Here is a 19,396-nt window from a genome sequence, read left to right on the forward strand (position 1 = left end):
GCGCCCAAAAAAATGGCATGCTAGGTTTATTCCTCGGCCAGTGCCATGGCACGGTCGACGAGTTCTTGACCACCTTCTACTTGCTCGGCAAATTGCTCATAGACTGGGTTGCTGGCTTCGACGAATGCATTTCTATCGACGCGATTGACTTCTATACCTTCGCCGCGCATAACTTCGAGCAGAGAGCCGTCAAGCTCTTCTCCTTTTGCCAATGCCCAGCCCTGGGTTTCGGCGGCAACTTCTGATATAGCGTTACGCACGTCTTCAGGCAGCTTCTGCCAGCCATCCTTACCCGCGGTTAGCCAGATCGGTGAGTAAACGTGATTGGAAAGAGAGAGATAGTCCTGGACTTCCTGAAATTTTGCTCCATTGATATTACTGAGCGGGTTTTCCTGTCCATCGACAACACCGGTCTGTAGTCCAACAAATACTTCGGAAAATGCCATCGGGGTTGGGTTGGCACCCCAAGTGTCAAACATAACCGTGCGCCACTCGCTCTGCGGGGTGCGGATCTTCAGACCTTCGAGGTCAGACGGTACATTGATGGGACGTTCATTATTAGTGATATGGCGAAAGCCGTTCTCCCAAGTGGATATTACGTTCAGTCCTCTAGTATCAGCACTCTCAGCCAGATCCTGCATAATGATTTCTTTATCTATACGCTGAAGATGCTCACGATCCTTGACCAAAAACGGCATATCGAAAAGGGCGAATTCGGGGGATACGGAAGACATGATTGAGGAGATAGCAGCCAAGTCAACGGTGCCCAGTCGCAATTTCTGAATGAGCTGTCGCTCATCACCTAGTTGACCACTATGGTAGTACTCCACCTGATGAGTGTCGCCAAGACTTTCCTGCAGGCGTTTGCTGAATTCTTGAGCTGTTTGCCCCTGCAGGCTATTTGGTGACCCACCGATAGCAAAGACAATCTTGTCGGCCTGTGCATGAGTGCTAGTAATAGCCAGCGCGAGGGCAGAAAGCCCCAGTAGTTTCTTAAGCATGATGTGCTCCTTATTGTAATTGATAGTAGCTCTCTGGACTGCTGGTAGGTCAAGCAGACCAGTAATGACAAAACCTAAACCCGCTATGGCATTTCGTCAAGCCATTAATAAAGAATTGATACCTTTGTCGAAAGTAGTTAAGGAAGCATATGGTATTTGTCGAAATCTTGGTCTAGCATATAGACCAGTTGTAATAGGAGTGTGGCCATGAACAACTCGGCATTCGCCTTCGAGAAAACGCTTAAGAACCGAACCAAGAAAGAAATCTTGGCTGACAAGCTGACCGACATGATTCTTACTGGCCTGTTACGGGATGGAGACGAACTGCCCAGCGAGCGTGAGCTGGCTCAGCTATTTGGTGTTAGCAGAGAGACCGTACGCGGGGGGCTCTCCCAGCTCACCGCCCACGGCCTAATCAGCGTCTCTCATGGTAGCAAGACGCGCATCTGCGCTGACGATAAAGCTATGGCGCTATTCAGCTCTGCCCATTCTGACGCCGCTATGCCTGAGATGAATCACTTCGATGTGGACAGTGTTTTCGAGGGTCGTATAGTGGTAGAGGCCGCCATTGCTAGGCGTGCCGCCATCAATATTGATGCTAAAGGTATCGACGGACTGAAGCGACTGCTTGAAGCGCAGGGAAAACTATTCGACGCCCCCGTCCATTTTCAGCTCTCCGACCAAAACTTCCATAAACTTATATCAGAGTACGCCAACAATGAGATCCTACTGCGCTATGCCGAAGAGCTTTACGCCTTTGGACTCAACATCCGCCGCCAGGTGATGCTGGAGCCAGGCGCTATAGAGCGTAGCTACCAAGAGCACCAGCACATCGTTGATGCCCTCATGCGCGGTGACCCTGATGCCTCAGAGCGCGCCATGCTGTCCCACTTAGATAGCGTTTATCGAACTACAAAGACTAAATTGAACCCCAGCCGTAGCTAATGTTGGTTCAATTAGCGATCTGAGGACCACTCATACAGGTCTAGTTAGCGAGATCCACTATATCGGCTAGCACGGTGTCTAGACTTTCACGGTTTTTTGTACCTGAGAATGCTCAGGCGTCCTTTGACGAAAAGCCTACACTATGGCTCAATATCGAGGCTAAATTGCACACTCAACCATAAAGAGCTAAATTATCGCCCTTAGCTGGTAAAGAAACATAAGCGTAACAATGTGTCTGTTGACCTAAGGAATAACATTGCAAACCTGCCTTACAATTCTTACATAATTAGTCGCTCACTGAGTAAACTCAGAGAGGAACATAAGTGGCGTATTATTGTGCTAACCGTATTATCATAAAAAACCAGACGTCTATTATACAGTTTCTTCTACGACCCAACCAACAACCTCTTCATTACCAAATTTAGCCTTCCACTCTTGAATGACTTTATGGTTGCCACCGCGAGTTTCAACCACCTGACCAGTATTTGGATTTTTATAAACCTTTAAAGGACGTTTTTTACGGCCGTCTGCAATGCTAGCCTTAGCGCCCTTAACTGAAGTGAAGCGATATGATGGGTCTAGCATTTCGCATACGTCACGGGCTAGCTTGCCGTGCTCTGTCATGAGTACTTGTAGCTTTTCTTTAAATTCAAGTTCCTTCTTCAACTCACTAGTATTTCCAAGCGCATTCAGTTCTTCCTGAAGCTGCTTTAACATCTTTTCTTTCTTGATGTAATCACTTAACACTGATTCCATGTCTTTATCTACATGATTCTGATTCAATTAAAGCAGTTAACTTCTTATAATATACGCTGCCTAATTAGAAGTGAACCTGTATTTATCAGCAGAGGCTATATCGGCGATCTCAAGCTCCAAGCGCAAAGCTATTCAAGAGTGCTCGGACCAGCGACGGATTTCTTGAGCACCTCGACGTATACTTCCAGCGGCGTGCGCCAGCCCAGCATCTTGCGTTGACGTATATTGAGTGAATCGGCGATTTCGACGAGCTCTTCCTGGCTGAAGACCGACAGGTTCGTGCCCTTCGGCAGGTACTGTCTCAACAGCCCGTTGGTGTTATCATTGCAACCCCGCTGCCATGGGCTATGCGGGTCGGCAAAGAGATCGCTTTACCCATCTTCTGGGTGGTTTCGGCATGCTTCATCATCTCTTTGCCCTGGTCATAGGTCATGGACATGCGCAGGGAGCGCGGCACTTCACTGAGTTTGTCGCAGAAGCCAACAGCCGCTGCTATGGCTTTGGTGCCATCCACTTTCGCCTGGATCGCCAGACGCGTGGTTCGCTTTACCAACGTACCGACAGCAGAACGGTTGTTGGCACTAATGATGAGGCCTCCCTCCCGGTGATTTTAAACCCAATGGCCAGGCATCAGGCGGTCTTTGATCCTGGATTCATCGAATGAGCGTAAATATTACTCCTCAGGCTTCAGGGTCGTCGTATTTGCTGCATCAGTTATAGAAGATGCCGTTGTAAATGCCCAGCGTGGGCACAGGACGTTCACCTTCGCACCTGCCTTATGCTCCTTAATAGCGCCAATGCTCTGCGGTATAGCGTGTTTTGTTCAAAGTGAGATCTCCGTTAACCAATGTGAGTTGAAAATCTTACTTAGTTCTTGGTGTTAGCTTTGGGGGAAAGGACAATAGCTATATCCTTGCCAGCACTAGGCTAGCAGTTTCCTGCTTAAATTCAGGCGAAAAAGCACGTCGTTTCTTGGTGCCAGACACCTCGCTTAGGGTGACAATATCACCACCTACGTAGGTGTCCGGTTTTATTGAACCACCACAGTCAGCCCCACCTGAGGCTATTCGATGGGCAGATATGATACGCTCATAGCATTCGGTAATGGCGAAGAAACACGTCTAGCGCTAGCTTAGAGAACATCACCTGAGACCTATCGGTCTTAATGGGAGCCACCAGGTTTCGTGCCTCGTCTAATCATAAGGCTCGCCCTAAACATCGAAGAGGAGTCTATGCATGCCATCCCTATCACCTGATGCCTTGGCTACTCTCCTCCCTCTCGGCATTCTTTTTGCCGCTCTTCTTATGTTTGGGGGCGGCATTGTTTGGGCCAGATACCGCGATCGACAAAATGAAAGGCATGATCGAGAAATGTTGATTCAAGCTATATTGACCCAAATCGAGCCTTGGGCAGGCTCCCGGGCAGCCGCCTGGGCGTGGTATCAAACATACCCCATTGCTGCCCTCGGTGGACTAACAGCCGAGCAACTGATAGCTCGGGGAAAAGCTGACGAGGTTACGGCTTATATCGCTCACATTCGTCAAGGCGGATATGCCTAACCAGGCTATCGCTCATTGTTGCAGCCATATGCTGTTTTTTAAGCGTCAGAAGACAACCACTCTTCCGCATTGAGTGCTGTGACAACTGATTTAAAAGCACTAATGCATCCGCCATTACCAGCAATGTGTACAAACGCTTCTACTCCCGCTCAAGAGTTTTACTGATAAGCTGCATGCGACGTTGTGGCTCGTATGGGTGATTACCCAGGCTGTCAGTTTGTTCCTCCGATACCTTTCCTTTTTTCCTGCTGCCACTCTTGACCTGTAACTACATGCATTATCAATGTAGCTAAATAGGCGGTGTCCCAGGGCTTCAGTCATCCAGCTATGCTCGTGAGCTCATCGCTCGAAGCATGTTGGATTCCGCCATTGGAAATGCTGATAACTTGAAGCAGTAGCCCCTAGCCATTCTACCGATCTTGTTGAGTAGAAGCGGTTTATATAAAAATAATTCAAATTGGCAACATTTTTATTTAAATAACGCTAATAAATATCATTCAAATTTCTACATATTTAACATGATCACTAAAGCGGCCCTTCTCACTTTAAAGCTTTCCATGATTTCTTAGTCCAGGGGTTACGGTTATAAGAAAACGTGATAAAAGGGTGGATTAAATACACTTCATAGTCAGTCGGCTATCTTGCAGGCAAGGCTTACCCCAAATATCAAACAGGTGTTTTAATGCTAAATGATCGAGGATCAAGAAGGGTTTCACTATCTCGTATTAAAATCAGCCATCATTTATCTGCCCCTGTGCTTCGCGTATTTCTAGCTCGTTCATCGCTCTTACGGGATGTGCAATGCATGTCTCAAGAGGCCATAAAAATCTATATACTTCAGCACCCTCCGGTCGTTTATGAGAATAAAATGGGTAAGGACGGCACTCCTCTCGTATGCATTGCCAACCTGTTCCCTTTATATCTTGCCCAACGCTGCCTCTCTGGAAGTGAAAAAATTCGAGTCACTTTAGTTGAAGCACCGCTCAGTAAGAATACAGAGGCCTTAGCACTTTCTTTAGCACTTTCCGCAGAAACGTGCCATGCGCTTTCTCCAAAAGATCTCTCTCCCTACATCATGTCGTTATGGGAATGCTTAGCCTCTTCTGACCCCCAAGCGTTAATAAGCCTGTCTGAAAATTTTAACAGTAAGACTTCTTTCTGTGAGGCCCTTAACATCAATCGACGGGTCGTTTAAGGACTTTAAATTTATGGAAGGTAATGCACAACTCACCGCTCTTCTTGAGGATGTCCTTCAACCCCGCGATGGCTACTTTGCTATCGAGACGATTCAGCCTGTACTGGTACACACCATTGAAAAATTGGCCAGCATTGAAGACGACGCATGGGAATCACCGGCACTTTCTGGACTAGCAGAAGCCATAACGAGTGAACAGTTAGTACTGAAGTCATTGCCGAACCAGAAAGAGAAAGGCATCCACGGCACTCACCCCATCCATGGCGCTTTATATAAACTGGCTAAAACGCAAAGCGATATAGCAGGGCTTAATGATCGTCTGCATTTACTGGCGCACATCATCAATGCGGCACTTCACTGGCGCAACGACATACAAGACCTTGAAGCCAACCAAGGTTTTACTGAGCAGCGTAAAAAACGCCTCACGCAGACGACTTACCTCAAAAACCTAGAGGCTGCTTGCAAAGTCGCAAGGCGTATTGATGCTGAGTGGCTGGAATTACTGACCCCTTTCGATCGGCCGACAGAGCAACTGCTTAAATGGTGTGATAGGTACCAAGCAGACGGAGAAAAAAAACAGCAAGAAAGCTATATCAAGGAGTTAGGACGTTTCCTTGCCTATGCGCTTAATAGCCGTCAACCACGCCAAGGCTATCAGGAAACAGGCTCTGATGAATCGACACAACGCAAGCGTCGCTTCGATGATGATCCTGATGAAAGCTGGAACGAGACAGCCATTTCAGCTATCACCCTACCACCCGATATAGACGAAAAAACGAAAGACACACTGCGTACCTCCGGGTTATCTATCGTGGAAGAAAGTCCGGCCGCTGAGCTGACCCAGAATGACGCCCCTATCAAAGCGGCGGAGGGTGATAGCTCTTTACAGGCCGTATTTCGCGCACGCAGCCAGCAAATATTTCAAGATAAAGCCGCTCAACTGCTACCAGGGCGCTGGGAGCAGTTAAGTGCATTTGACCTTCATCAGTTAATGCAGCAATTGGAGCAAAGGACCCCCCCTCTACGTCAATGGCTTAAGTGTGTGGTCGGGCTGCTATTAATGACAGGTCGTAGCCTAGACAGTGTACTGGACACGCAGGTAATCAAACACTTTGAGTGGATCCCAAAGGTCATTACAGACCAGGCAATTTATGTTCTACCCAGTGAGGTAGCGTATTGGGTATCAGGGATTTATCGACCAGAAAATAGTCGCCAGTTGACAGGAGATTGGCCCGCTCACATGCGCATCACACAAAATCGTCTAGCGCTGCCCGCCCCGCCAATGTGTTGGCGACTCATGAAACTAAAAATACACCACATTGCTTCAACAGTTAATAAACGCTCTGTGCCACTGTTTCCAAAAAACTATCGGGAAGAGCTGAAAAATGAGTTGAAAGCACTGCTCTCTGACACTAATCGTAAAACTGGGTCGCGGTTAACCGCCCATCGCTTGGGTACCCACCTTTTTAATACGCTCAACCGGGGTGATGCAGATTTAACGGCGGCGTGCTTCATAACAGCGCGAGTGCCCTCATTCGGTCAGCAAGCATCTCTTTATTACTATGCACCGCGCATACAGCGCCTGGAACAGCAATACACCCGAGCCATGGCGACCATTGCGCGGCAATGTTCTACCAGCTCTCAGCCATCTGAAGCTGAGCCCTCTCATGCTATCGCATGCGCTACCCTCCACTCTGATGCAGCCAACTATGTGGGGTCTAACCTAGTACCCAGAACAGCATACGTAAACGACCTCGTCACTAATATGCGACAGCAGATTAAGGCAGCTAAAAAGGAGGCGAGGCCGGCCGCACTGTTCCGCATGCACAATGCTTATGTGGCATATACCGTGGCCATGCTGATGTTTTCGACCGGTTATCGAAGCGTTCGTGACCCACTGCCGAGCTGGAACAATATTTCGCTATCGCGGCGCATGATCGTCATTGCGGACAAAACCGATGATCAACAAAGTCATGCGCGTTTTTTGCCGCTGACGCGCCTTATGGTTGAGCAACTACAGCACTATCAACGCCATCGCCAAGGTCTACTTGGGCGCTTAACGTTTTTTCTAGAACACCAGTGGGAAACGCCGTTCATGTTCTTGGATTACTACGGCAATCCAAAAGAAGTCACCCCGACTCGGCTACATGACCAGTTGCGGTGGATCGACTCCCCGCCTTTAAATATCAACCGGCATTATTTGCATACGCGGTTAAAAGAGAGTGACTTATCGTCGGAGGTTGTCGATGCCTTTATGGGTCATTGGGACTCAGGACAAGAGCCTTGGGCCAGCTACTCGACGTTTTGCCCACGTGAATATCAGCACCTTATCGCTTCAGTTATACAGCCCTTGATGGTGCAACAAGGCTGGAAGGCATTGAAAGGAGCGGCGCTGTGAGCGACAAAACTCTCTGGTCAGGATGGCGACTGCTTCGACCCCAAAAAAAGGCAACCGACGGCCAAGAAAAACGCCGCTATCAGCGCGATCGTGAGCGGTATCAATTTCTGATGGGCATTCTCGAAACATTGGAACAAAAGGTGCCGGGTGTCATTGAAGGCAAACCGAACCTTTCTTTTTCAGACACAGATACCACGGCGGTGTTTGAAGCCCTGCACCAGAACACGCCGCCCAAGGCACTGCGCAAAACGCACAATTTTTTAGTGAGAGGCTTGGAAAATGGCCATGAAAAACTGAAATGGCGTGTGACGATTCCGAGTCCATTGGTCACTGACGTCCGTAAGCCTCCAACGGTCACTACCTCTTCGTTCTCAGACCTGCATCGTTGGGATGCCCTCGTAGAAAAACATGACGCAATGTCTAGTGTGGAAAATCTTAGCGGCAATGCGCTGAGTAAATGGATGGTGGGACGATGGTTGTTTCAGTTGATCCGTGAAGGTGCTCTGCTGAATAAGCGCCACCTGGAACAGATGCCTCAAGCGTTTGAGCAAGGCTTTTCCTTTGCTCCCGGCACAGGGTTTATCACATTAGCGGACTGTATTCAGTCGCCTAATTCAGCCGAGGAAGAAAAGGAAGAAGGCGAAGCATCTGATGATAACCCGCCTCCGGAACCACCCTCTGAGACTCCAATTGAGAAAGAGCTGCGATCTCATTACCGGCGATTATGTTTGAGTCCGATGAGCCAGTTGCTACTCCTAAACACCTACCAGAATATAGGCAACGCATGGCCAAGAACCGCTTCCAAAAGTATAGTGCCTGTCGAGCAGTGCCTGATGTTTTATATCAAACACATCGCTGTCGAAACACCGCCAGTAAATATGTCAGCTCTGCTGACGATGGCAAAAACAGCGTCGGCTCTCGATATGCCACCGTTACTGACTCATTACGCAAGCAAAGCCGACGCTTCGCTCTCGTTACGCCCGTCCTCATGGCAGCGCCTGCTTAACCACAATGTGTTAATAGCCCCCCCCCCCCTCCAATCGACACCAACGACGAAGACGTCTACCTCGACTTCCAAACCACTCACCAGGCCAGCACTACCCCTTCCGACCAGCTAAAGCAGCTTCGTCAGTTGCAGAAATGCTTTTCAGCTTCGCTGGTAGGACAAACGGGCAGGCGTGAAGCAATCGACAATATCAACTCATTTCTTGCTGTTTCAAATAGTAACGGTGTCATGGTGACGATGCTCGCCAACTGGTGTAAAAAACTGATGCAAAAAGGTGGCCGGGTTAAATCCAAACTTGTCGCAAGCACTGCAGAAAGATATTTATCGACCATTGCACGCCCGCTAGTAGCGCACAGCCAAGTCTTTGGTGATGTTCAAGCGGCCAGTGCTGATGAGTGGGAAGCGCTGTATGAAAACGTGCTAAACAGTGCCAAAACCCCCGCCTCCAGAGCAAAAATGCGAAATCGTCTTCATGATTTTCATCATTTCCTCGTTGATACCCTCGCAATTCCCCATATCGATCTGGAGAGTGCCACTGCTGAAAAACAGCGTGTCGACGTTAACATCGTCACGCCAGCTGAATTTCGACGTGCTTTGGCACTGATTGACGCCTCACAGCAGCCCGAACGCTTTCGCACCATGCAAAAACTTGCGCTTATTCTTGGTTACCGTCTCGGAATCCGCCGTAGCGAATGCGCCGGGCTGCAGATAAAGGATATCGCCTACCTATTTGATGACGATGCTTTCGAGGGTGAGGTCATCATTCGATCCAATGAGTACCGAAAAGGCAAAAGCTACTCGGCGACACGACGTTTGCCACTGTGGTTATTGATGCCAGAAGAGCGAAAAGAGCTCATCCACTGGGTTAAACGTCGCCAAGGGGAAATCACCACCCAACAGGTAACTAAACAACTGCTATTCTGTCGCAGCGGCAATGGTCGACTGCTGCTGGAAGATAAGGCACTTTTTAAACCGATACAAACTGCTTTAAAAACGGTCAGTGGCGACAATACCCTGCGCTACCATCACTTGCGGCATAGTTTCGTGACGTTCACTTTATTGCGTCTATTGGAGCAAGTTAATGGAGAACTCCTACCACGCGCATGGGTACTGGATGATCATCGCAATATAGCGATACCGAACACCGATGCCGATATTTCGGCCTTAGCCGGTCTTGCGCCTCAAGACATGCCCTCTCGGAAACGGCTTTGGCAACTCGCACTTTGGGCGGGCCATGCAAGCCCCGATGAGACGCTTAGCTCGTACACCCACTCTCTCGACTGGATACTTGGGCAAGCCTTGCGTGAACGTTTTAACCCCACCCTCAATATCGATCAACAATTCGCACTACTTAATTTTCCGACTAAAACAGCGTTGAGCAGTTGGCGTAACCGTCGCGGGCTCAAAGGACAGACGCAAGCCGGCGTGCTATTGCAATATATGCAGGATGAGTGGCAGCCATATCTGGCAGATGACCCTCTGGAGCAAGAATGGCAACCCTATCAACCGCCCACCGAGAATCCGCTCGATAACCCCTTGGAAGCCTCATTCGACTGGCCCGAAGCCACGACGATTTATCAAAGCCTGCGGCTTGTCGAACAACAAGAGATGCACGGCATACCGTTTGGCGACGCTATCCACCGGACAGCCAGCCGATTCGTACTCGACCCAGGTCAGCTTTCTCTTTGGTTGGAGCATGGCGAAGCATTAATGCAACGTAAAACGCGAAGAACCAATCAACTGTTTAGTCGCGAAGACAACCGCAATGACCGTTCTCGGCACGTGGCATCGCAACGTATCTATATGCCAGAACTTCAACGCTGCATGGCACCACCTATTAAGCCGCCGGTATTGAGAGAGACCGGACAGTTTTTTCACCGCCTGCTCGACTGGCATCAGTCACAGCCCGATATCGCGGAAGAAAGCCTAATGACGTTACGCAATCATATGCAGCGTAGCACCGGGCAGATCGAGCTTCCCAATGCTGATGCCATTAATAGTGTCCGCGAACTATTGCGACCGCTGCGTTGTTTTAAGCATGTTTACCTCGTGGTCGAAGCCGAGGTGGCGGCCAAAGAAAAGAGTATCAAACGCTACTGGTCCAATGCGACCGACATTCCCCACAATCGCATTGAGTTGATTCCAACGCCCTCTCCTTCTGGCCGGACACGTCACTGGCATGGGAATGCCAATCTCAAAATCACACGAGGGCATTACCAAGACCGTCATCAACCCTTATGGGAAGCCGTACGCTTCGCTACCTTTATGACGATGCTGGTATTGGGTTTAGGAGACGACGAGCAACAGTCAGTGACATCATCATTAACCAACGGCGGTAAGGAAACCGTCGGGAATCAAAGTGCCCTGCCTAGCGATGACGCTTAAAAACTTATCCCCACCGCTTAGATTAGATGGGGTGGGGATAAGTAGGCTATTAAGCAACGATATTAGCCTAGCCGTTCAGCACCTCGTACGCGTTAATAAAACAAAGCTTCTGGCTAACAAATTGCGCCCACTTGGTCGTCACCTGAACATGTTGGCCCATTTTAGGCACGCCCTGCCCCGTTAAGTGGCGGTCGGTGAGATAGAAGCGATAGTTACCATTGGGGCCAATCAAGTAGAGCAACCAGACCCGATGCTGCATTAACCACTCGGGGCCTTCAACACCGGCCACATATAGCGCGCCCTCAAACTCACGCCCAGCTTTATTCGACAACACTGACTGTGTTACTGCCATGCTTGATCCTCCCAGGCCCAAAGCTTGCGCTCTAATTCCGCGAGAAGACGCGGGATCGCTTGGCGATTAGCGTCAAGGCCAAGTTGTTGAAGGGTGCGCCCTACCCAGGTCGTTAGCGCATCAAGGTTGCTGTTCTCTTGTCCATCACCAAGCCACATCACGAGCGCGCAGCCAGAAGCTAAGCTGGTAGCGGCGGCCAAGGACTCCGCCAAACGCCGTTCTAGTCGTCGCTGAGATTGGCGAGCTGCCGTAACGCGCAGGGAGTGTTCGATATCGTCGCGGTTCAATTTTAGAGTATTGAGCTGTTTCATCGTCTTCTCCTAAGCGCGTTTCTGGTTAAGCATGCGCTCAAACGCAGAGCCGTCTTGGCGCGTTAGGTTGGGCACAAAGCGTGAGTAAACACGGAAAAGCATTTCCGTTGTGGTATGGCCCATCTGGCGTGCAATCCACTCGGGGCTCTCGCCTGCCGCCAACCACAATGTCGCCGCGGTATGACGTGTCTGATAAGGCCGACGTTTATTCAAACTAAGCTCTTCCAACAACGGGTACCAAACGCGCTTAGTGACGTTATGATGCGATAGCGCGGTGCCTTTACGCGTAGTGAAGACCAGACCTGTCTTCCCAGTGACTTCAAACTGAGCTTTCAAGGCATCGAAGACCGGCTGCGACATATCAATCGCACGAAAGGACCCATCGTTTTTAGTGGGCACAACCTTGCCGTTCACCACCGCTTGATGCACTAGAATCTGACGTCGTGAGAAATCCACATGCTCCCAGGTTAAACCGTCAATCTCGCCAGTCCGCATGCCGGTGAAGAAGCGCACGGTGTAGTACTGACGAAAGTCGTCGCGAACATTACTGATGATCCGCTGTACCTCATCAAGGGAAAACGGTTCCACATCGGTGCGTGGCACATTGAGCGATTTAATCCCGCGGTACGGTGAGCTAAACTCATAGCGGTCGGCAGCTTCATTCAACATCATGCGCAATGGCGTCATGATGTGGTTAATGCGACTGGCAGAGAGTTTCTTGCCGCTCCGGGTATTAACTTTGGCGAGTGAGGCCCGGAACTCAAGAATTTCTGCACGAGTGATGCTGCCGACTTCCTTATGCCCTAACGCTGGCAAAATATGTCGATCCAGACATCCCTGCACGGTGACGATCTGTGACTCGCGCCATTCGATTTCCTTTTCTGCAAACCACGTTTCAGCAAACTGATGCAGTAATGGCGTTGCTTGATAACCCCCTACGGCAGTCAGCGCCCGTTTGCTTAAGGTCTGTGCTCGCGGGCTATCTGGAAAGTAGCGGCCATAATCAAACGAGCCCAGCGTAATCTCCGCTTCAATTTTCTCCAGGATTCGCTCTAACTTCTTACGGTTAGCCGCCGTGTTATCTAGGGACGTTTGTTCGCGGCACCGTTTACCTAGATACCGAAAATCAAAAAAGAGCTTATTAGTTTTCTCTCGAACTCGAATCTTACCCATAGCAAAGACCTCCTCCTGCCATAGGCACGCCAACACTCTCCTCTTTAGAGTGCAGTTGCATATCCCGCTCGATCGGCTCCCACAAATAAAGGATCTTGCGCCCGCCAAACGGTCGGATGTAATGAATCCCCTCTAGCAACACGTTGTCCTTAAGGCGTTCACGAATAGTGCGTGCGTCGTACTTGATGCGGTCAGCAAGTTCAGATGTTGTTAGATAGCAATAAGACATTTTTCCTCTCCTCGTGATAAGGTCTCAGAAGCTCATTAAGACTTTCCAAGGCACTTAATGATCTTCTGGAGATCATATTAAACCAAAAGAGGTCTTTTGCAAGCCTTTTAGATCTACAGCAGATCAAATAAATTTACAGAGAGACATTATGATCAAATGCCATCTATCTAAAATCATGGGGGAGAGAAAACTGAAAATCGTTGATGTGGCCCGTGATACCGGTATTAATCGGGGCACCATCACACGGCTCTATCACGAAACAGCAAGCCGGATAGAGCTCGAAGCTGTGGAAGCGTTATGCCGGTATTTTGATTGCCAGGTAGGAGATTTATTTGAGTACCAACCCAACGGTGATGACTGATCCTTCCAAAAGCTAGGTTGCAACGTCTAGCCCAGCCTTTTGCACCTCATGTCATTGCTGGCGAGCTATTCCCCTAGTTTCTGACCAGTTTCCATGCAGCACCGTTTGACGCATTGTTCAAGGCATGCGGAAGCTATTAGCAGACAAGAGAGAACAAGATGAAAGTGACTGAAAAAGTAGAAGTCGATACAGTTACCGACGTACGTTGTGATGTATGCCTAACCTCTACGCAAGTAGCAGACGGAGGGCTCGAATTCGCAACACTTCAAGCACATTGGGGCTACGGGTCTCAACATGATGGCGAACGATATGAGCTGCACCTGTGCGAAAGCTGTTTCTTCAGCACCGTGGCCTATTTTAAACAGGAACGTCGCGTGCAAAGCTTATTCTGCGAAGATGGTTGTGCTGATGCCCTGAAAACGGATGCAACCTTGGGTCTTGTGGCCACCGATGACTACTTCCGAGATACAGGTGGCAATAAAGCGTAATAGGTACTCGCTTCATAACCTTCGTGGTGGCCAGTGCGTACGACAACAGACGACCCTGAGCAGCCTTTTAGAGGTTCGTCATATAGGCTCAAAGCTTTCCACTGTTTGTTGGGGTTAAGGTGGCCAATGAATCTACTGCACATCGATAAATGCTCAGCAGTGATTCTTTGATATAAGACAAGCATCACTTTCGATATCTAAATATTTTGCGAATGCAGCAATAGTGTTAAAAATGATACAGCGCACATAGCTTGGGTGGTATTTAACTAAAAACACGGGGTGGGAAGTGCCACTGGTCAAGGTGGGTATGTAAAGCCGAAAAAGTCATATTAGCGCCTTCAATAACGCTTTTGATGTCATTCTGGTAAGGGCGCTCCAGATCCCTGTTCAACCAACAACGAAAAGCCTTCCAGGAGCTGTTCATTTGGTGAATATTGAAAAAGCTAGCGCCAGAATTCTCATCCACACCCAAAGTGTCAGCCAGGTGTCTGGCAATAAACCGGCCGCCCTGGGTTGACCCCTCAATCACATAGAGTATCCCCAAAAGATAAGCTCCACTGCCGTTCAGCCGGAGTTCTATTGGAGTATGAATAAAGCCTGAATAATCACAGCCCAGCGCCCGGCAATCTCTGGCCAGTAAGGGAGCGCGAGGTAGATACCGATAATGCGGATCAGGATGTCGCCCGAGAAGGGCCGCTGTGGCGGTAACCAGTTCCGTCTCCAGGGATTGGTAAAACGCCAACATGGCTTGCAGCAGCTGGCTGTAATCTGTCTCTGTCAGCTGAGTGGACAACAGCCGTTGCAGTAATGGCTGAGATTCCAGGGCCAGATGCGCTGGCCGGGTTTGCTCTCGCAGTTGTTCCAATATTGTTGAACCCATAGCGCCTCCAGGCGTGATCATAAAAACAAGCAACTGCAGCAGAGCGAATATGGCGCTTTCGATGTAACTTAATGGTCAAAATGAAATGGGCCCATCAGTTGGATAATTTGAAAATACTGATAAGTTTGGGGCCGTCGATGGCTGTATGGGATTTGTCATATCCTGAATCAGGTGGGAGTCGAAATGATGCTCGCCATTTCTGCTTCCACCTGGTTGCGGCCCCTTTTCTTGGCTTGGTACATCGCCTGGTCAGCCCGGATGACCAGGCTCTTGCGGCTGTCGCCGCGTCGCCAACCGGCCACGCCAATGCTGATGGTTACGCCACCCAGTTTGCCCAGATCCAGTGCCTCGGCGCTCTGCCTGAGACGTTCGGCGAGACGCAAGCCCCCTTCCAGGTTGCAGTCCCTGGCCAGCACCAGGAACTCCTCGCCGCCCCAGCGGCCCAGTTTGTCGGTGCAACGTAGGATACTCTGTAAGACACTGCATAGCGTCACCAGTACCTGATCGCCGGCATCGTGACCGAAGGTATCGTTGAAGCGCTTGAAGTGGTCAATGTCGAACAATAGTACGGCGAAGGGCCTGTAGTGACGTTCGGCGGCGTTGAGCTCGGCGTCGAACGCCTGTTCCATGTGGCGACGGTTCCAAGTGTCGGTTAGGCCATCATGGTAGGCCAGACGCTTGAGCTGGCGGTTGGCCTGATGAAGCTTTTCATTTAGCTGGGAGATTTCGTGGCTGGAGGTCAGGACGGCTAGGTTCTTGGCGAGATCCCCGATGGCCCGGCATTCGATCGTTCGCCAGGCGCGGCTGCGCCCCCTGACTTCATCCCGCCACTGGGTAAAGGAGCGGCGCGGCGTCATGACCAGCTGCCCGTTCCGAATCATGGGGGTGTCCTCGGGCTTACCTGCCCAGCACCTGCTGTGTCGCTGCTCGCGGCGAAACAGCATCAACCAGTGGGTTGTCTCCGTGGGCAAGGCCACGGCGAGTAGGCCGCAGAGATCGCCCTCCTGCCAGGGCGCCAGGGGTGTCTTGGCCAGTGCCTGGGTGTGCCAGGACGATTTGTGATGCTGGTGGCGACTCAGCCAGTCGGCCATGGCGACCAGGTTCTCCTCGGACGGTAGGGTTCCCTGACCACTGCTCTCATTCCCAGTAACCAGGGCGATGCCACTGGCATCCAGCAGCTCTAGCCATTGCGTGCCGTGCGCCTGGATCAGGCCTTCTGGTCCGAGAAGGCGGCCCCTCTCATCGGATAGAATCTTGTTGCTGTCGTGGATGCCATGAAGGAGGCGGGTGTCGGCTCGCGTGCGTAATACCATCATCCGCTGCATGGCGATCTGAACCAGAGCGCACAGCGCATCACGCAGGTCGGCCTCCAGAGGCCTGGGTTCCAGGCCGTGACAGGCCAGCAGGCCCCAGAGTTTACCCTCCTCGTGCATGGCTATCGACAGCGAGGCGCCGACACCCATGTTGGTGAGATATTCCTGATGAATGGGCGCGACGGCGCGCAACACCCCTCGGGACATGTCCAGTGGCGACGCCTTTTCAGGGCCACAGGTCGGCACCAAGGGAACCGCTGGTGCCAAGGCATCTGGGATACTGCGCACCCTGTTAATATCGTAGAGTCGGCGCACCTGACTTGGAATGTCACTAGCCGGAAAGTAGTGATCGAGGAAGCTTTCCGCCACGGGTAGGCAGGTCTCTGCGACCACGCGACCGTTCCAATCCTCGTCGAAACGGTAGACCATCACCCGCTCGTGCCCGGTCCACTCCTGTACCCGCCGCGTTAGGGTATCGAGAAGGGTATCGATGTCGTCTAACTGTCCCACTTCGACCAGCCAGTCGTTCATTTTATCCAGCAGATGATGCCCATCTAGGCACATCTGGTATTCCAGCTCCATGACGAAAGCGTCACCACTGGGATAGGCCACTACATGGTAGCGGCGTTGTTTGCCCTGCACGTCGCCCTGGGCGGTGACGGTGAGAACGGAGGCAGAGTTGTCCTTCTTCACCCGTTCAGTGTCCAGGAGATCCATCAACTCGTCGCCCAATACATCCCGGGCCTCGCTGGCCAGGGCATCTGCCACGCTGATACCCAGGAAATCCTCGATATTCGCACTGACCTGACGAATCCGTCCCATGTCAGCATCCAGGCTCACCAGACAACCCATTGGCTGGATGGCACCGGGGATATGCACCGGCTCACGCGCACAAGCCTCAAGAGCGTCGGCGATTTCGGCATCACTGTAATGAGTGTTGGACATGCGCGAGTTCCAGTCAGTGAGTTTAGGGGTTGGCCAGGGAGGCGACCGGTCGCGAGGCATCGTATGTTTACCATAGATTGTCTCCTCTTGACCTGTTTCGGTTAGCCAAGCTTTAACAAGTGAACCACTACAACCGAGTCCTGCTATTTTGTGAGAGGCGTCGTAGCAACCCCACAGACAACTTTGACCTTGCCTCAGAGAATCTTGACCAGGTTCAGTTCTGCTAAATAATTATGAGATGCTCAGCCATTTGGCTTGTGGGGCAATCGCATTTGGGGGCAGACTTCTCAACCTAATTCTATATTTTATCAACCTTCACTCCATAATCTGCGGGATTAACAATTTCGTGTAGCTTACCGATCTGTGACAAATCTCCTTGGCCAATGAAGCTGCTGATATTGGTATCAGGAAAGCGCAGGTTCTTAATAATATGCACCTGGTTAGGCATTCCCTTACTGTCGATGTCCATGACCCAAGCAAGGAAGCCTCCCGAGTATTTAGCCAGACTCCCGATCGGGTAAAGGCCATACACTTGGATGTACTCCACCAGTAACGTTTTGTCATAGGCCGCGCCTGCCCCATGAATCCTGCGGTAGGCGTCAATAGGTGAGCGTGGTGGTTCCCCATTACGCGCATGCAGCAGCTTGTTAATTGCCTTGATGACCGTAACCAGTCGAATGAGTGCTGACAGCTGCTCACCACGCTTGCCAGCGGGGTAGCCTGAACCGTCCAATCGTTCGTTGGCTTGCTCAATGACATCACGGCACGTAGGGCTGGGTGCCCAGTCTAACTCACCCAACTTGCTACTTAGTTCTTTCACATGGCCGCTCAGGATGGCTTTCTGCGCCAGGTTCATATTGACCTTGAGCGATGGCAGTTCTGCACTGATCAGCAGTGGCTTGCCCATGGTGTGTAACAAGGCACCCAGCACGGCCTCACGTACCTGGGGGTCATGCGGGTCACGGGTCAGCAGCATGTCGGCCAACTGGCCGGCGACCTGAACGGCATGCCTAACCCAGTCTGGCTCTTCACGTAGAAACGCCAGGGCATAAAGAAAGGCTTTGCGATCCTGCCCCACAAGATAACGCAATGTGTCGACGCAATCGTAGAAGGTCTCGATTGGGAATACGGAGCGAGTTCTCATGTACATCAGCCCCACTTGGAGCTGATGAGCCACGTCGACCACACCGCGTTCCATGGGCGACTGGCGAGCGCGTTTATCACGCTCTTGTGCTTCGCGTTGCAGAAGCTTTTGCTCTTTGGCTCCCGCAATGAACAGGGGGGAATGATAGGAGAGCTGATCGTTAGATCCGGTTCGGAAAGCGGCTTCTCTTTCAGCCTGATTAACGTACTGAAACAAGGCTTCTGTCTGAGTCATCGTTAGGTTTATGAACTGAATCCCAACCGCCGCATAGCCATGGTTACCGAAGGGGCGTATATGTCGAACTTTGCCTTCGGCAAAAAAACTCTCTCCGTTGGGGAATTCCAGTGTTACACCAGGAATTTCCTGGCCTACGCCGATCGCAATACTCTCCGCCAAATCGATGTCCACCATGCAGCCACCGACCGACAAGTTACGAAGCCTTCCCAGCACGTTGAGGTCATGCAGATAAACTTCGAGATTGACGCGGGCCTGCATACCTAGGATGAAAGGGATACGAACCGCGCCTCGGTTCTCGTGGACGAAAACCGATTCCGGGAGCTGGCACTCCAGACGATATAGCTTACTGTCCGTCTTGATTAGTTTGGCGTCGACGTTACTTAGGCTGTAGGTCTCACGCTCCATGGCGTGTAGCCCTTTTAGCGCTTCCAGGTCGAAGCTCACGCCGCCATTGACCAGGTAGCGCTCGATATCTGAGCCTGCATACTCGACTTCCAACACCAATCGCCCGGAACTCAAATTCAGCTCTGCAACTTCCGCCTTTAAGGCATAGGGCATGTCCTTGGCATAGATAGACAGCTCATTGGTATGCTGGAGCAGCGAACGTATGACGTTTGCTGAAGGGTTTTCGTAGAGCGCAGGGATAGACATCTAAAATACCTGTGGGTGCAGTATCGTTTTTTTATCTACCTATCAAGGGGGAGGCCACTTTTTAAC

The 19,396-nt window shown here is 50.8% G+C and carries 17 protein-coding genes and 1 pseudogene; 8 read left to right on the forward strand and 10 right to left on the reverse strand.

All coding sequences use genetic code 11. The features are described from left to right. Window positions 1-26 precede the first annotated feature (26 nt). Entirely contained in the window at window positions 27-1,001 is a 975-nt protein-coding gene (locus tag QHL1GM_RS11190) for a TRAP transporter substrate-binding protein (protein ID WP_071694552.1), read from the reverse strand. Between the two features lie 207 nt (window positions 1,002-1,208). Here QHL1GM_RS11190 and QHL1GM_RS19830 point away from each other — a divergent pair, with 207 nt between their 5' ends. After that, window positions 1,209-1,946, forward strand: coding sequence for a FadR/GntR family transcriptional regulator (locus QHL1GM_RS19830; protein WP_071694553.1), 738 nt, complete (start codon window positions 1,209-1,211; stop codon window positions 1,944-1,946). Window positions 1,947-2,318: 372 nt separating this feature from the next. Here QHL1GM_RS19830 and QHL1GM_RS11200 read toward each other — a convergent pair whose 3' ends face one another. Then, window positions 2,319-2,702, reverse strand: a complete 384-nt coding sequence (locus tag QHL1GM_RS11200; protein ID WP_071694554.1) for a histone-like nucleoid-structuring protein, MvaT/MvaU family — start codon at window positions 2,700-2,702, stop codon at window positions 2,319-2,321. Between the two features lie 128 nt (window positions 2,703-2,830). Next, window positions 2,831-3,348, reverse strand: a pseudogene (locus QHL1GM_RS11205) (IS30 family transposase); the annotation flags it as partial. Between the two features lie 590 nt (window positions 3,349-3,938). Here QHL1GM_RS11205 and QHL1GM_RS19555 point away from each other — a divergent pair. The 5 genes from QHL1GM_RS19555 (at window position 3,939) to QHL1GM_RS19350 (ending at window position 11,246) form a co-directional block, all read left to right on the forward strand. Next, window positions 3,939-4,262: a hypothetical protein gene (locus QHL1GM_RS19555; RefSeq protein ID WP_217648539.1), complete on the forward strand. Its 324-nt coding sequence runs from the start codon at window positions 3,939-3,941 to the stop codon at window positions 4,260-4,262. Window positions 4,263-5,067: 805 nt separating this feature from the next. Continuing rightward, entirely contained in the window at window positions 5,068-5,457 is a 390-nt protein-coding gene (locus tag QHL1GM_RS19210) for a hypothetical protein (protein WP_139245613.1), read from the forward strand. 13 nt (window positions 5,458-5,470) lie between these two features. After that, on the forward strand, window positions 5,471-7,855 hold the full coding sequence (locus QHL1GM_RS11215) for a hypothetical protein (RefSeq protein WP_071694555.1): 2,385 nt from the start codon (window positions 5,471-5,473) through the stop codon (window positions 7,853-7,855). Continuing rightward, window positions 7,852-8,973, forward strand: a complete 1,122-nt coding sequence (locus QHL1GM_RS19345; protein WP_071694556.1) for a hypothetical protein — start codon at window positions 7,852-7,854, stop codon at window positions 8,971-8,973. The genes QHL1GM_RS11215 and QHL1GM_RS19345 overlap by 4 nt, the downstream gene beginning before the upstream one ends. Window positions 8,974-9,089: 116 nt before the next feature. Beyond that, window positions 9,090-11,246 carry a site-specific integrase gene (locus tag QHL1GM_RS19350; RefSeq protein ID WP_071694557.1) on the forward strand — a complete coding sequence of 719 codons (2,157 nt, stop codon included), beginning with the start codon at window positions 9,090-9,092 and terminating at the stop codon, window positions 11,244-11,246. Window positions 11,247-11,313: 67 nt separating this feature from the next. On the opposite strand, the gene QHL1GM_RS11230 is transcribed toward QHL1GM_RS19350, so the two are convergent. The 4 genes from QHL1GM_RS11230 to QHL1GM_RS11245 are packed head-to-tail and all read right to left on the reverse strand — an operon-like array spanning window position 11,314 to window position 13,311. After that, window positions 11,314-11,598, reverse strand: coding sequence for a hypothetical protein (locus QHL1GM_RS11230; protein WP_071694558.1), 285 nt, complete (start codon window positions 11,596-11,598; stop codon window positions 11,314-11,316). Next, a complete protein-coding gene (locus QHL1GM_RS11235; RefSeq protein ID WP_083571014.1) occupies window positions 11,589-11,909 on the reverse strand; it encodes a hypothetical protein in 321 nt (106 codons plus the stop codon). Before QHL1GM_RS11235 ends, QHL1GM_RS11230 begins: the two co-directional genes overlap by 10 nt. A 9-nt stretch (window positions 11,910-11,918) precedes the next feature. Then, window positions 11,919-13,082, reverse strand: coding sequence for a site-specific integrase (locus QHL1GM_RS11240; protein WP_071694559.1), 1,164 nt, complete (start codon window positions 13,080-13,082; stop codon window positions 11,919-11,921). Beyond that, the gene (locus tag QHL1GM_RS11245; protein WP_071694560.1) at window positions 13,075-13,311 is read right to left on the reverse strand and encodes a hypothetical protein; all 237 of its coding nucleotides are present in this window, start codon (window positions 13,309-13,311) and stop codon (window positions 13,075-13,077) included. Before QHL1GM_RS11245 ends, QHL1GM_RS11240 begins: the two co-directional genes overlap by 8 nt. 148 nt (window positions 13,312-13,459) lie before the next feature. Here QHL1GM_RS11245 and QHL1GM_RS11250 point away from each other — a divergent pair, with 148 nt between their 5' ends. Both QHL1GM_RS11250 and QHL1GM_RS11255 read left to right on the forward strand, forming a co-directional pair. After that, window positions 13,460-13,672, forward strand: coding sequence for a helix-turn-helix transcriptional regulator (locus QHL1GM_RS11250; protein WP_071694561.1), 213 nt, complete (start codon window positions 13,460-13,462; stop codon window positions 13,670-13,672). Window positions 13,673-13,830: 158 nt separating this feature from the next. Further along, window positions 13,831-14,160 carry a hypothetical protein gene (locus tag QHL1GM_RS11255; RefSeq protein ID WP_071694562.1) on the forward strand — a complete coding sequence of 110 codons (330 nt, stop codon included), beginning with the start codon at window positions 13,831-13,833 and terminating at the stop codon, window positions 14,158-14,160. 262 nt (window positions 14,161-14,422) lie between these two features. Here the strand turns inward: QHL1GM_RS11255 and QHL1GM_RS11260 are convergent, their stop codons facing one another. The 3 genes from QHL1GM_RS11260 to QHL1GM_RS11270 form a co-directional block, all read right to left on the reverse strand. Further along, complete coding sequence (locus tag QHL1GM_RS11260) at window positions 14,423-15,040, reverse strand: biliverdin-producing heme oxygenase (protein WP_071694563.1); 618 nt, start codon at window positions 15,038-15,040, stop codon at window positions 14,423-14,425. A gap of 167 nt (window positions 15,041-15,207) precedes the next feature. Next, the gene (locus QHL1GM_RS11265; protein WP_071694564.1) at window positions 15,208-17,298 is read right to left on the reverse strand and encodes a sensor domain-containing diguanylate cyclase; all 2,091 of its coding nucleotides are present in this window, start codon (window positions 17,296-17,298) and stop codon (window positions 15,208-15,210) included. Between the two features lie 298 nt (window positions 17,299-17,596). After that, window positions 17,597-19,330, reverse strand: coding sequence for a PilZ domain-containing protein (locus tag QHL1GM_RS11270; RefSeq protein WP_071694565.1), 1,734 nt, complete (start codon window positions 19,328-19,330; stop codon window positions 17,597-17,599). Window positions 19,331-19,396 lie beyond the last annotated feature (66 nt).

The organism is Halomonas sp. QHL1, assembly GCF_001882345.1.
Classification (GTDB): Bacteria; Pseudomonadota; Gammaproteobacteria; order Pseudomonadales; family Halomonadaceae; genus Vreelandella.

Bases quoted from the DNA above. Each gene is read 5' to 3' on its own strand.
- QHL1GM_RS11230 (WP_071694558.1), bottom strand. From the start codon at position 11,598: ATGGCAGTAACACAGTCAGTGTTGTCGAATAAAGCTGGGCGTGAGTTT.
- QHL1GM_RS11245 (WP_071694560.1), bottom strand. From the start codon at position 13,311: ATGTCTTATTGCTATCTAACAACATCTGAACTTGCTGACCGCATCAAG.
- QHL1GM_RS19830 (WP_071694553.1), top strand. From the start codon at position 1,209: ATGAACAACTCGGCATTCGCCTTCGAGAAAACGCTTAAGAACCGAACC.
- QHL1GM_RS11215 (WP_071694555.1), top strand. From the start codon at position 5,471: ATGGAAGGTAATGCACAACTCACCGCTCTTCTTGAGGATGTCCTTCAA.
- QHL1GM_RS11265 (WP_071694564.1), bottom strand. From the start codon at position 17,298: ATGTCCAACACTCATTACAGTGATGCCGAAATCGCCGACGCTCTTGAG.
- QHL1GM_RS11250 (WP_071694561.1), top strand. From the start codon at position 13,460: ATGATCAAATGCCATCTATCTAAAATCATGGGGGAGAGAAAACTGAAA.
- QHL1GM_RS11240 (WP_071694559.1), bottom strand. From the start codon at position 13,082: ATGGGTAAGATTCGAGTTCGAGAGAAAACTAATAAGCTCTTTTTTGAT.
- QHL1GM_RS11200 (WP_071694554.1), bottom strand. From the start codon at position 2,702: ATGGAATCAGTGTTAAGTGATTACATCAAGAAAGAAAAGATGTTAAAG.
- QHL1GM_RS11270 (WP_071694565.1), bottom strand. From the start codon at position 19,330: ATGTCTATCCCTGCGCTCTACGAAAACCCTTCAGCAAACGTCATACGT.
- QHL1GM_RS19350 (WP_071694557.1), top strand. From the start codon at position 9,090: ATGGTGACGATGCTCGCCAACTGGTGTAAAAAACTGATGCAAAAAGGT.
- QHL1GM_RS11190 (WP_071694552.1), bottom strand. From the start codon at position 1,001: ATGCTTAAGAAACTACTGGGGCTTTCTGCCCTCGCGCTGGCTATTACT.
- QHL1GM_RS19555 (WP_217648539.1), top strand. From the start codon at position 3,939: ATGCCATCCCTATCACCTGATGCCTTGGCTACTCTCCTCCCTCTCGGC.
- QHL1GM_RS11255 (WP_071694562.1), top strand. From the start codon at position 13,831: ATGAAAGTGACTGAAAAAGTAGAAGTCGATACAGTTACCGACGTACGT.
- QHL1GM_RS11260 (WP_071694563.1), bottom strand. From the start codon at position 15,040: ATGGGTTCAACAATATTGGAACAACTGCGAGAGCAAACCCGGCCAGCG.
- QHL1GM_RS19210 (WP_139245613.1), top strand. From the start codon at position 5,068: ATGTCTCAAGAGGCCATAAAAATCTATATACTTCAGCACCCTCCGGTC.
- QHL1GM_RS11235 (WP_083571014.1), bottom strand. From the start codon at position 11,909: ATGAAACAGCTCAATACTCTAAAATTGAACCGCGACGATATCGAACAC.